Below are 12,178 nucleotides of genomic sequence, written 5' to 3' on the forward strand. Positions count from 1 at the left end.
TAAAATGTCTTCTGGTGAATCACAGCCGTCAAGCAGTTGGTCGATGAGTTTGTCTGATAATGGCATTCTGATATCCTTCTAAGGAGTTGATAAGAATGCCATTTACACAGATATTTTTACACTCTCGCACCTCAGCCGTATTTTCATTGCAATTAACACCCTATACAATACACTTGAAGAATACATGGAGTAGTTAAAAGCTATAACAATATTTTACTGTGAACCTATCTCAAGATTACAACATTTCAGCCATATCCAGGCTCTTCTCTTCCAGCGTTGTTAAGGAACTTGCGCGCAAAGGTAAGTCTCCGCTGTTTGCTCGGCTGATTAGTGAAGCAGGGGGAATATCTCAGAAATCACATGGAAACGTTGCTGATGCCTTTGAGGATGCTTTCTCTATTCTGAAAAAGAAAGATAACCGACATGAGTACGTTTATAAATCTGCTTTAACCCAAAATGTACTGCTTGGCCGCCACTCTTTAAATACAGCGTCGATGCTTACAGAGTTCAGAGTAGGTGATTGCAAAGCAGATGTTGTCATTTTAAACGGCACCGGAACCGTTTACGAAATCAAGTCAGAGCGTGACTCTCTGACCAGGCTTACCAAGCAGGTCTCAGCGTACCGCAATGTCTTTGCTAAGGTTTATGTCATTACAGGCGAAAATCATCTGGATGCTGTTTTAAATAGTGTTCCGGAAGATGTAGGTATAAATGTTTTGACTAGTGGGCACAATATTTCTGAGGTAAGACGAGCTCAGGAGTTACCGGAACGTACATGTTCATCTGCTATATTTGATTCGTTAAGAATTAACGAGGCAAAACTGATTTTGAATAAAGCTAGTGTCGAGTGCCCTGATGTGCCAAACACCGAACAGTATGCAGTGTATAAAGAAGCCTTTTCTAAACTATCCTCCACGGAAGCACATAAAGGCTTGGTAGAGGTTTTGAAAAAAACTCGTAGCCTGTTGCCATTAAAGCAGGTTGTTGACAACCTTCCTTTGTCACTACGTTCTGCAGCATTAACAACTCCCATAAGAAAGTCAGATCAACAAAGGCTTATTGATGCGGTAAATACTCCGTTAGATGAAGCGTTACAGTGGATGTAGAAAATGGCGATGTATTATCCTTATTTTCGTGGTAAGCAGAATGAGCTAATTACCATTCGAAATAATGCTGAGTTAATGGCGCAGGCCAACTTCGTTCCTATTATTGAGCCGGTAAAAGAAACACTTAATGGACTTAAAAGAGCCTTAGAGGCTGTGGTTGAGGCGGGAGGGAAAGCAGTTGTTATCGTAAACCCTTTCCATGGTGACTATTCCGGGAACGGAGATTCATTAACACAACTTCTGGCAGACCATTTTGAAGATGAAGACGGTGTCTCTGCGGGAATACTTCTGACCGGCGACATGTCATTAGTAGAGGCAACGAGCTGTTGCCAAACACATGAAAATCATGCTCTTACACTCATTCATTCCGGGTTTTCTAACGCAAAAGCGTTAAGTCAGGCTCTTGGGGATAAGCTTAACGATATTACTCATTGTTTCTATGACGATAAGGCGGGCAAGCTTTATCAGAAATACTTTTTTAGTGCTACCACGAAAATCCTGATCCGTGACGGCTTTGAAAAGCGGAAAAACAGAGAGCATCCCGACGTTGAGTTTTTCTCTGATCTGCATGCAACTTATTCGATGGAAAACATGCAAGGGTTTGGCGACTTTCTTATTGTGGGAGATGAGTATTCTGAAAGTGGTGGCCCTGCTTATGCGGTTGCAATACATTTAACATTTATTGACGATGAACAAGATGATGCAATGTTTGTTTATCATTTTATCTCCGACCGCCAGGATACACCGCAAGATCCCGCAGGGAAGTTTCTGGAAGCCCTGAATAAACTAATTCACAAATTGGATGAACCTGATTCCAAGATTCTGGCTACAAATGCGATTGCAGAGTTTCGTGACTTTCACACAAGAAAGCACTTTCCTGGCTTAGGCTACGTTAAGAAGCTCTCGATGCAGCATCACATAGAAGTTCTCGCTGACTACTTTAAAGACAAGTAGGTTTTATAATGAACTGTTGTCCAAATTGTTTTGGCGATAGCGGCCTCAAGTCCCATATCGAATTTTTATCAGAAGCTGTTGGTGTATGTGATTACTGTGGTTCTCGCAATGTGGCTCTTGTCGCACCGTCTGAATTAGAAGATAAATTTGCCTCTCTGCTTAATACCTACGATATGAGTGAACAAGGCGAGTTAATAGCTGAGTTACTCAAAAACGATTGGAGCTTATTTGCACACGAGCGAATGACGATAGCTCAAGTACAGATGTTACTTGCTGATGTACTCGATGATGGTGAGTTTGTGCGTAAAAGTTTTGTGCCCTCAGAACTCTATAGATCAAACCGGCTTGGGAAATGGGAAGAGCTTCGACTTGAGTTGATGCATAAAAATAGGTATTTCCCTGAGACAGAGATTGATTTGGATCGTCTTGAAGAGCTTTTGTCGCACATATCAATAGGTACCAATGAGTTACAGAACAGATGGTTTCGTGCCCGTACAAAGACAAAAGACGAGCTTTTCACGAACGTAGAAATGTCCGCGCCCCCTTCGAAGGTGGCATCTCATGGTCGAGCTAATCCTGCCGGGATCCCATATCTTTATTTGGGCTCGACCGTCGAAACGGCAATATCGGAAATCAGACCTCATACTGGTGACATGACCTGCGTTGCGAGTTTTGACATACCAAACACACTTAAGCTGGTTGACTTGCGAGCCCCAAGACGGTCTGTATCTCCTTTTATGCTGGAAGATGAACAAGACATTGGAATGATGCGAACTGACCTGGTGTTTTTAGAGCGTTTAGGGCATGAGCTTACGCGCCCTGTAAGACAAATGGCTGCCGCTTTTGACTATACGCCAAGTCAATATTTATGTGAATTTATTAAGAAAAGTCGGTATGACGGCGTTATCTATAGCAGCTCAGTAAGTGCTGGATTCAACCTTGCGCTATTTGACCAGTCAAAGGCGGTTATTCGAGCGATAGGGCAGCGCCGAGTTGAACAAGTAAGTGTTTCGATATCAGAAGAAATTTAAAGTTCTTGTTATTTATTAATGAGGTCACATTAATGTTGATTGATGTTTGTACATACAAAAGCATAGGTAGATATCAGTTTCAAAGATGGAGCTGTATATCTCTAATACAGAAATGGAGGAGGAACTACAGAGACCTTTATAACGTTGATAGATAAGGGACAATTGAAGCGAAAAATATTATCGCTGAGCTAGGTTGTGATAAGGTACTAAGTAGCACAGAGGTAGCACCAACCAAAACAGGTTAGTAGTAACTATCGTCGAAGAGTAGGAAAAATGGTGGCCCCACCCTGACTTGAACAGGGGACCTGCCGATTATGAGTCGGATGCTCTAACCAACTGAGCTATGGGGCCTTTGATGTGATGTGTTGTAAAAACGGAAGTTTTCACAAGCGGGGCGCAGTATAAGCAGTTTTTTTTTACTTGTCACCCCATCTGTGACGCAATCTGACATGCCCGTACAAAACCTCGACAGCCTTATACGGGCACGCCTGTTTATCGGTACCGGCGTCGCAGGGCTGCCAGGCTTATCAGAAGCAGGGCAAAGATACCTGTACTGCCGCCACCGCCACTGTTGCTGGTAGTGTTAGCGGGCGGTGCTGGTGTGTCATCGCCATTTTCGCCGCTGTCGCCACCTCCGCCTTCTTCGCTGGCTACCACTTCAATATTTACGGTATCAGAGGCCTGCACCCCAAATTCGTCCGTCGCAGTAAGGGTAAAGGTCAGCGACGCATCGGCGTCTGGCGCGGTAAAGCTGGGGCGTAGGGTGTCAGCATCATCCAGCGTCACGGCTTCGCCACTGGTTTGCGACCACTCGATGCCGGTAAGCCTTTCCTCCGGATCGCTGGCCGCGCCATTTAATTGTACGCTGGTCCGGGTGTTCACTTCCTGATCCGCACCAGCGTTAACGACGGGCGCTTCATTAGCCTCGTCATCGCGAATGGTGATTTCGGTTTGCGCAATATCACCCAGCATGTTTTCACTGGCGGCGTTTAATGCCACAACCAGGATTTCATCGCCCTCGTTATCCTCGTCATTTACTATCGAGACTGCAATAAATTTGTCTTCGGTCTCGCCATCGGCCCAGGTCAATTCCTGTGTATCCAGGGTGAAATCCTCACCGGCATTCGCGCTGCCGCCAGTGATTTCCGCGCTCAGGCTCAGTTCGCCTTCGCTGCCGCCAAGGCGCTGCACAAGCAGCGCAATACTGCCATCGGTTTCCAGCACGGTCACGTTATCGCGCACCAGCCCGGCAGAGCCGGCGAAGCTGTCAGCGCCTTCGATGGTGACCACTGTCTGGCCCTTACCTGGTTGGATTGAGCCGCCCTGCGGGTTTTCAAGGCGCACCATAAATTGTTCATCACCTTCGTCATCGGTGTTCGCGGCCACGTCAACCTCAATGGTCTTATCGGCGGTGTCACCGGCACTCCAGCTCAGTACACCCTGTTGCAGGGTTATGTCAGTGTCGGTGGTCGCGCCGTACAGGGTGCTATAGCCGATGTCCAGCGCATCACTGCCGGTACGTGTTACCGTCAGGCTCACGGTAGTCGCATCGCCGGTGAGCAGTTCGGTCTGTGTCAGCGCCACGGTGTTGGTCTCCATATCGACAGACTCGTCGTTTAAGATGTACAGCCCGCCCTGAATATCACTGACCAGCAGGTTGCCGCTGGGCAAATAGGGGTACACGCCCCAGGCACCATTGAAAGCGGTATTGTCTGACCCGGGGAAGGTATCGAAGCTGGCAATTTGTGACGGCGCGGTCGGGTCGCTGATATCCAGCACGGTCAGGCCTTTTTCGTAATTCGACATATAATAGCGGTCGCCGCGCACAAAGCCGTTGTGATCGATGGCCTTGCTGTCGCCGGTCCAGGTGGCCACCAGTTGCGGCGCAGTTAAGTCACTGATATCGAAAAAGTGCACGGTAGTGTTTAAGGCTGACTCCGACTCGTCCAGCTCATCGTGCACAATCACGTAGCGCCTATCTTCGCTCCACCAGCCGCTGTGAGTGTACGCTGCATTGGGGTAGGATTCGCTTGAAAGCTCTACCGCATCATCTGTCTGGCTGTGATCCCACAGCCGCAGCATGTTTTCGTTAAAGTCCAGCATTACGCTGCAACCACTGGCTGTGGCATTTACGCAGTCGGTGGTAGCGCGGCTGTCACTGATAAACAGCGATGAGGCATCATGGGTATAGTCGGAACGGGAGGCTTGTGACTGCACGAAGCCCAGTTCCGGCTCAGCCGCGTCATCCAGCGAGTATGAGCGCCATGCGCCGCCATTATTTTCAGAGCCGGTCAGGTGTACCTGCGGTGTGCCTTCCGGCAGTGCGGTGTTAAAGGTGTAATCAATGTTGGAAATATACACGTTGTGCGCACGCCGGTCGCTGGTCACCGTGGTGGCAAGCGAAATACTGTCAGGCAGGTTATTCAGGTCAATAACACGCAGGCCGTCACTGGCCAGGTCGGCGGTAACATAGGCATAGGCGCGCCACTCGCGGGCATTATGTTTGTAGTACTGATACACCTTGATGTCCCGCCATGTGGTGCTGGTACCGCTGATGCTGCCGATGACCGCTGGGCTGGTGGGGTCAGTCACATCCACTACCGCCACACCGCGGCGCAGACCAATGATGGCGTACTCGCGCATGGTATTAAGATCAACATGGCCCCAGATATCGCTGGCGGAACTGGACCCGGTGGGTAGTTCACTTAACGGCACATGACCCAGCAAGCTCAGATTGTTGCACTTAAAGCCGGCTGACTCGCCGTTGGTGCAGGCTGCTGCTGACTGCGGCTCGTTCATCAGTGACATTATATGATCGGCATAATCGGCAATTTCCTGCGCCTGTCCGGACTTGCCGTCGGTAATAACACTAAACCCCTGGTTATACAGAGCCTCGCTGAAGCGGCCGGGGACGCCCGACAGAAACGTTTCATTGCCGTCAGCATTTTGTACCTGAAAATGATCAAGGCGTGAATAGCCGCCTTTCACCGGTACCAGTTCGCTGACCAGGTAAAATAAATCCTGCTTACTGGTGAGGGGATAGTGTCCGTCTGCCACCAGGACGGTATCGCCCTTGCTGGCCTGACTGGCCGCATAGGCAATAGTTTTACACGGTCGAAAGCGGTTGTCACAACGGCCACTGTCGCTGCCGCTACTGGCAACAAAGCGTGCCTTGTCGTGTTCACTGTGTGCATGTGCTGCTTGACTGAGTGTCCCTGTAAGCAGCACTATTGTGAGTATCAGGCAAGTGCGCATATCAACGTTATATCCTATAAATTACTTATCGATAACGTAGCAGAGAAGTGACGACAGTGGAATTTATCATGGCAATAAGCAAAATCAGACTGGCTGCGTTGGTTGCCATTGTCCTCCTGGGGGCCAGTGGCTGCGGGCCGCTCACCGACTCACGCAAGGCGGGGGAGATCCCGGTTCACTTAAGTGGTGTGAATGACAGTGTGTGCCCTATGACGATGTCTGTCAGTAACCGCGACTGGCAAATTAACTATCTGGGGGTGTATGTCAGTAACCCGGAAGTGAGGATTGACGGGCGCTGGCAGGCGCTGAATTTTCAGAAAAATGACTGGCAGACGAAAAAAGTGGCGCTGCTGAAGTTTCACGGCATGTGCGAAGAGACGCCTGAGGGCAATACCCGATTACTGCTCGACGCTTCAGAAAAGCTGATGAAGCTGGCCACTAACCTGCGATTTACTATCGGTTTGCCTTTCGAACAAAATCACGCCAATCCGTTATCGCAACCGTCACCGCTTAACGACAGCAGTATGTTCTGGTCATGGCAGGCCGGGCACAAATTTATTCGTCTTGATTTGACCAACCCTGACACTCAGCACAATTTCTCCTATCACCTTGGCAGCATTGGCTGTGAATCAGACGCGCCGGTACGCCCACCAGAGAAAGCCTGTGCGTTTACCAACCGGGTTGAGATGATCCTGCCCATGACCCAGCTGGATACCGAACTGGATTTGTCTTTGTCGGTGTCGACCATGGTTGCTCAGGTGGCATTACCCCAAACCGAAGGCTGTAAGTTTGATCCACCCAGTGAAGGTGTCTGCAAGCAACTGCTGCACAACCTGTTGCATCGTCCGTGGCTCGACTGGGAATAGTGCTGCTGGTTGCGCTGCTAAGTGCCTGCGACCAGCCTGCGACACCGTATCAATGGCAACTACCGTATAACGTGCCTGAGCCTGTAGTACCGGCCGAAAACCCGATGACGGTGGAAAAGGTGGCGCTGGGGCGTGCGCTGTTTTACGACACCGCCTTATGCCGCAACAGCACGCAGTCCTGCGCAACCTGTCATCAGCAGGCCTATGCTTTTGCCGAACCGCGGCGACATTCCGTGGGCGCAACGGGCGATAAAGTATCACGCAACGCACTGGCACTGGTTAATGTGGCGTATAACGGCAACTTTACCTGGGCGCACAAGGGCTTAGCCGATATTGAGCAACAATTGCTGATCCCGCTGTTTAATGAAGATCCGGTGGAACTGGGCGTTACCGGCCATGATGAAGCCATGCTGGCGCGTTTCGACACTGAGGCCTACCGCGACCTGTTCGATGCTGCCTATGGCGATCCTGCAGCGAGCTGGGATCGCATCGTGAAGGCTCTGGCCAGTTTTGTGCGATCGCTGGTGTCGTTTTCCAGTCCGTTTGATGACTATGCTTACGGGGGCGACGACGAGGCATTAACCGCGCGCCAGATTGACGGTATGAAGCTGTTCTTTTCAGAGCGTCTGGAGTGCTTTCATTGCCACGGCGGCGTGAATTTTACGCAGTCATCAAAACATGCCAGACAGGCGCTGGATCTTCGCCCGTTTCATAATACCGGTTTGTATAATGAGGATGGCCACGGTGCTTACCCCGCATCCGACCAGGGGCTCGCCAGTGTCACCACACGGGCCGATGATATGGGCATGTTTCGCGCGCCCACCTTGCGTAACATTGCTGTTTCTGCACCGTATATGCACGATGGCAGCGTCGCGACGCTGTCTGAAGTGATTGATATTTATGCGGCCGGGGGGCGTGGTGACGGGATCACCAATCCGTACAAAAGTCCTTTTATAAAAGGTTTTGCGCTAACTGCAGAAGAGAAGGAAGCCCTCATCGATTTTCTTAACAGCCTGACCGATCAGCAGTTTCTTCACAACCCCCGGCACGGCCCGCCGCCGCAGGGTTCAGAATGACGGTAGTGATATTTACTTCTAGCTAAATAAGTGACTAAAATCAGTGCCGTAAGCAGTGCAACATTGCACATAATTTGATATCTTCATCAAATTGAAGACGTTAGCTAAGCCAGCACGGAGATAATAATGACAGAAAGACCCTTTCTGGTAAGCGGTCGTAACACCATTATTCACAAAATTCGTAAACTCGATCTTCTGATTGTGAATGGTGATGACTTTCATCCAATTATTGTTACCTATAAAGGTATCAAGAAATACGAAGGTAAGATCCCTGAGAACAAGCGGGACGCCAAGATGATGGATTTGGAGCTGGTGGATGTAACCTCCAGCGAGGTGTTTGGTGATGAAAAAACACTGTTGTTTGTGCAATTGCTAAACGGTAAAGAATACAAAGTCGATTACAGCAAGCAGGACACTTCACTGTTTATCCGCATTCATCAGGACAGTATTTTTTAGTACTGTCTTTTCTTGCCCGGACAGATCACGCGATTTGGCCCCAGTTGTCTGCACGCATTGAATTAAAGCCGGTTATGGGCCTGAGATCGCCTTTGAGCTGTACATATTTAGTGTCGTAAATTGAGAAGCGGCACACATCAATGGGTGTGACCTCTGACGCATTGACGCCATTCACCACGCCGGCGGTTTCCAGTCCTTCTGCAATAAGCTCTGAGCAAAACCAGCTGCTGAAGTCCTCATTGTTGTAGCTGAGACGACCAAACAGCGGGTGGCTGTCCAACGCATCTACGGTCGAGCCAAACAACTGCAGGATATCGTATTTCATTCCCTGCTGGGCAAACATAAAGTTGAAAAACGCGGTTTTATGCTGCTCAAACAGTGCCCGCGCGCTATCGCCGAGCGGTAACCACCACATGTCGCCGTCGTATTCGTTAAGCCGTTCGCTGAGCCGGTTGACCATCACTCCGCGTTTGCCATTATGCGATGTGGCTTCCATTACCTGATTAAAATAGCGGCCTGAGCTGTCGTCCAGCACCTTGGTATGCATCACAATGGCAACGTGCGTAACGACAGAGCGGGTGGTTAATTTGGTCCAGCGTGAGAACAGACTATTACCGCCAAATGCAATGACATCGCCTGGGCGCATATCGTGCCGCACTAAATGGTAAGCCTGATTTTCCAGCATGTGACATCCCTGTTGTATCGAAATGTGTCGTACGTGCGACCAACTCCTGTTGCACGCGTCTAATAATCTGAAGTTATAGCGTCTTTATCGCAATATCTCAAATAGCGGCGGTTTACCGTTTTTACAAAGGTTGTTCAGCAAAACTTCACTAGGGTAAAAGTGCAAGAACAAAAAGGCAGCCACATCGCCTTACCCTGTATCTACCTGGAGAAAGAGCATGAAACGCGTATACACACTTGGTTTAACCGGATTACTGGCCGCCACCCTGCTTAGTGGCAATGTGATGGCAAACTCCCTGCCTGAAGACCTTGAAAATGATTTGATTGCGGTGTGCAAGGCAATTAAAAGCGATAACCGCCTGGCCATTCACCGTGCCGTAGCAAAAAGCCGGCTAAGTTACCGTGCGTTGCATGATGGGCTGGTGTGCAACGGTGAAGATATGATGACCTTTGCTGCCACCAGTAACGCCCAGGCAAGCAATGACTTCCTCGCCCGAAAAGTCCGTCGCGATCCCCGCGTACTTACTGCAAAAAGATAGGGGCTTCTGTCATGCAGACCATCGGACACTCCCTGGGCCTTGGGCTGACGCCGTTCCGGTTAGCCCGTTTTTCTTCAAACGTCACGCCAGCTGGCCACGAAGCTGGCGTGACCGAGGAACTGGTTATGAGAGCGCTGGTTTATTACCCCAACCCAGCCACAAGCGACAAACTGGTATTTGCATTAAAGCAGACCAAGCAGTTTGAGACGGTTCGCAGTTTTGATGCGCTGGCCAGGTTACACCATGACATCTCGCGCTTTCCTGATGCCATTGTATTTACCGACTTGCCAACTATTCGTTGCTCACAGCAGTACATTACCAATCGCCACGACTGGATTGTGCTGGGCGAGGGCAACAGAGATGCACTGGAAGCCTTCTCTACGCACGCCATGAGTTTTCTGTGTGTGCCGCTGGACGAGAGCCAGATTACGACATGCTGCAACCGCCTGGTTAAGCTTCAGCAGACCCGTCACCGGCAACGTCAGTTTTCGGCTTTAAAGTCAGGACTTTGTCAGCAATATGGTATCGGTGAAGCGGCACTGGCGGCCATGCTGCGGCGTCAGCATCATGCTCAGGCCAAGCCGGATGTTGTCGGTGTGCGCAGCGGCAACTCGTGGTGTTGCGTGTCTGCATCGGAGGTGCGCTGGATCGAAGCGGCCGGCGACTATATGTGCGTGCATACTACTCAGGACCAGCATATTGTTCGCTCAACACTGGGCGCCCTTATCAAACGCTTTGCCGATACCGATTTTGCGCACTGCAACCGCTCTACCGTCATCAATCTGGCTTATTTGCATGACTTAGTGTGGCTGGATTCCGGTATGCTGGTAGCTGAGCTTGCCGATGGCACACGCATCAAAATAAGCCGTCGTTGTTTTGCCGCATACTGGCAGCGACACCCGTTACTGTCGGAGACATGATAAAACCCTCTTCGTTCAGGCCCGGGTTCTGCGACCATAGTCGGCTGGCAGACCCGGCCTTAAGTCAGGTACACTGCTTATTCTTTCAGGCTGGATGGGAATAATACAGGAGTGGCGATGGGTCGAGCTGGAACCTGGCTGACCGGCTGGATAGCAATTCTTGCCTGCTACTATGCAGGCAAAGCGTTGGTCATTGGCCTGGCATTGCCCCTGCCGCCGGCGTTGCTCGGCCTGTTGCTGTTATTGGCAGGATTGATGCTTCGCAGCAGCTCTTCCCGTGCAGTGGCGCAGGCCGCCTCGCCGTTACTTAAGCACATGTCAGTACTGTTTGTGCCCGCCGTTATGGGCGTAGGCATGTACGCTGCACCAATCCGTGAGTATGCTCTATCCCTGTTTATCGCTATTGTGGTTACCACCGCTGTCAGCCTTGGTCTGACAGCGTGGGTGACCAGCAGAATTCTCGCCAGCCGCCTGGGGAAGTCCTGACATGCACGCCTTATTTGACCCGCTTGTTCACGTCGTTCAGAACACCTTAAGCATTGCTGGTTTGCTATGGCTGGGCGTCACGCTTTTTGTGTATGCTGTCGCAATACGTATTCACCATGCCGCCCGGGCGACCCCTGCACTGCATCCGTTGCTGCTCACGGTCGTGATCGTAGGTGCGGCATTGTGGTTAAGTAACACGACAATCGCAGAGTATCAGCGCGTTGCCGGGCTGTTACACTGGTTGCTGGGCCCTGCCACGGTTGCCCTGGCGCTGCCAATGTACAACCAGTGGCAACGCATCCGTCATCATGGCTGGCGTTTGGTTGTGGCCATTGCTGCCGGCGGGGTTATAGCGCCGCTGCTGGCCTGGCTTACAGTCTGGGTGGTTGATGCGCCTGTCGCAATGCAACTGACGATGCTGCTGAAATCCATCACCACGCCGCTGGCCATGGAAGCCACTCGACTGATTGGCGGCATACCGGCACTGGCGGCTGTGTTTGTCATTATCACTGGTATTGTCGGCGCTATGGTGTCGGGGGCAGTGTTTCGGCTTGTCAGGGTTGATGATCCTCATGCGCAGGGGATTGCACTGGGGACCGTTGGGCATGCAGTCGGCACCGCCCGCGCGTTGCAACTGAGTGAACAAACCGGCGCGATGGCGACGCTGGGTTTATGTGTTAACGGCATTATGACCGCGCTGGTTGTACCGCTGCTGTTTGCCTGAGCCTTCGGCTGGGCCTTCGCCTGGGCCGCTGTTATTGTTGCTTCAAATGGTAAAGGCGGACAAATACTGCTATGCCTTAAT

At 50.6% G+C, this 12,178-nt stretch carries 12 protein-coding genes and 1 tRNA gene; 10 read left to right on the forward strand and 3 right to left on the reverse strand.

The window, feature by feature from the left end; genetic code table 11:
- Positions 1–218: 218 nt before the first annotated feature.
- From IE054_RS00005 to IE054_RS00015, 3 genes are read left to right on the forward strand one after another with little or no spacing between them, the layout of a single operon-like run.
- The gene (locus IE054_RS00005; RefSeq protein WP_189403042.1) at positions 219–1,106 is read left to right on the forward strand and encodes a sce7726 family protein; all 888 of its coding nucleotides are present in this window, start codon (positions 219–221) and stop codon (positions 1,104–1,106) included.
- A gap of 3 nt (positions 1,107–1,109) precedes the next feature.
- Positions 1,110–2,060 carry a sce7725 family protein gene (locus IE054_RS00010; protein WP_229804947.1) on the forward strand — a complete coding sequence of 317 codons (951 nt, stop codon included), beginning with the start codon at positions 1,110–1,112 and terminating at the stop codon, positions 2,058–2,060.
- An 8-nt stretch (positions 2,061–2,068) separates the two neighbouring features.
- Positions 2,069–3,091, forward strand: coding sequence for an RES family NAD+ phosphorylase (locus tag IE054_RS00015; protein WP_189403043.1), 1,023 nt, complete (start codon positions 2,069–2,071; stop codon positions 3,089–3,091).
- Positions 3,092–3,365: 274 nt separating this feature from the next.
- Here IE054_RS00015 and IE054_RS00020 read toward each other — a convergent pair.
- Together IE054_RS00020 and IE054_RS00025 are read right to left on the reverse strand one after the other, a co-directional pair.
- Positions 3,366–3,442 (reverse strand) — tRNA-Ile (locus IE054_RS00020).
- A gap of 141 nt (positions 3,443–3,583) precedes the next feature.
- Complete coding sequence (locus IE054_RS00025) at positions 3,584–6,346, reverse strand: choice-of-anchor B family protein (RefSeq protein WP_189403044.1); 2,763 nt, start codon at positions 6,344–6,346, stop codon at positions 3,584–3,586.
- 68 nt (positions 6,347–6,414) lie between these two features.
- On the opposite strand from IE054_RS00025, the gene IE054_RS00030 reads away from it, so the two are divergent.
- From IE054_RS00030 to IE054_RS00040, 3 genes are all read left to right on the forward strand, one after another.
- Positions 6,415–7,212 (forward strand): MbnP family copper-binding protein, encoded by a 798-nt coding sequence (locus tag IE054_RS00030; protein WP_189403045.1) that lies wholly within the window; start codon positions 6,415–6,417, stop codon positions 7,210–7,212.
- Complete coding sequence (locus IE054_RS00035; protein WP_189403046.1) at positions 7,194–8,288, forward strand: methanobactin export MATE transporter MbnM; 1,095 nt, start codon at positions 7,194–7,196, stop codon at positions 8,286–8,288. The genes IE054_RS00030 and IE054_RS00035 overlap by 19 nt, the downstream gene beginning before the upstream one ends.
- Positions 8,289–8,414: 126 nt before the next feature.
- Positions 8,415–8,744 (forward strand): hypothetical protein, encoded by a 330-nt coding sequence (locus IE054_RS00040; protein ID WP_189403047.1) that lies wholly within the window; start codon positions 8,415–8,417, stop codon positions 8,742–8,744.
- A gap of 25 nt (positions 8,745–8,769) precedes the next feature.
- Here the strand turns inward: IE054_RS00040 and IE054_RS00045 are convergent, their stop codons facing one another.
- On the reverse strand, positions 8,770–9,429 hold the full coding sequence (locus IE054_RS00045) for an NlpC/P60 family protein (protein ID WP_189403048.1): 660 nt from the start codon (positions 9,427–9,429) through the stop codon (positions 8,770–8,772).
- Between the two features lie 217 nt (positions 9,430–9,646).
- On the opposite strand from IE054_RS00045, the gene IE054_RS00050 reads away from it, so the two are divergent.
- The 4 genes from IE054_RS00050 to IE054_RS00065 all read left to right on the forward strand — a co-directional run bounded on the left by IE054_RS00050 (position 9,647) and on the right by IE054_RS00065 (position 12,097).
- On the forward strand, positions 9,647–9,967 hold the full coding sequence (locus tag IE054_RS00050) for a DUF3718 domain-containing protein (RefSeq protein ID WP_189403049.1): 321 nt from the start codon (positions 9,647–9,649) through the stop codon (positions 9,965–9,967).
- Between the two features lie 11 nt (positions 9,968–9,978).
- Positions 9,979–10,887 carry a LytR/AlgR family response regulator transcription factor gene (locus IE054_RS00055; RefSeq protein WP_189403050.1) on the forward strand — a complete coding sequence of 303 codons (909 nt, stop codon included), beginning with the start codon at positions 9,979–9,981 and terminating at the stop codon, positions 10,885–10,887.
- 117 nt (positions 10,888–11,004) lie between these two features.
- A complete protein-coding gene (locus tag IE054_RS00060) occupies positions 11,005–11,373 on the forward strand; it encodes a CidA/LrgA family protein (protein ID WP_189403051.1) in 369 nt (122 codons plus the stop codon).
- Between the two features lies 1 nt (position 11,374).
- Positions 11,375–12,097 carry an LrgB family protein gene (locus IE054_RS00065; protein WP_189403052.1) on the forward strand — a complete coding sequence of 241 codons (723 nt, stop codon included), beginning with the start codon at positions 11,375–11,377 and terminating at the stop codon, positions 12,095–12,097.
- Positions 12,098–12,178 lie beyond the last annotated feature (81 nt).

The sequence above is a fragment of the Alteromonas halophila genome, assembly GCF_014651815.1.
GTDB classification, from domain to species: Bacteria; Pseudomonadota; Gammaproteobacteria; order Enterobacterales; family Alteromonadaceae; genus Alteromonas; species Alteromonas halophila.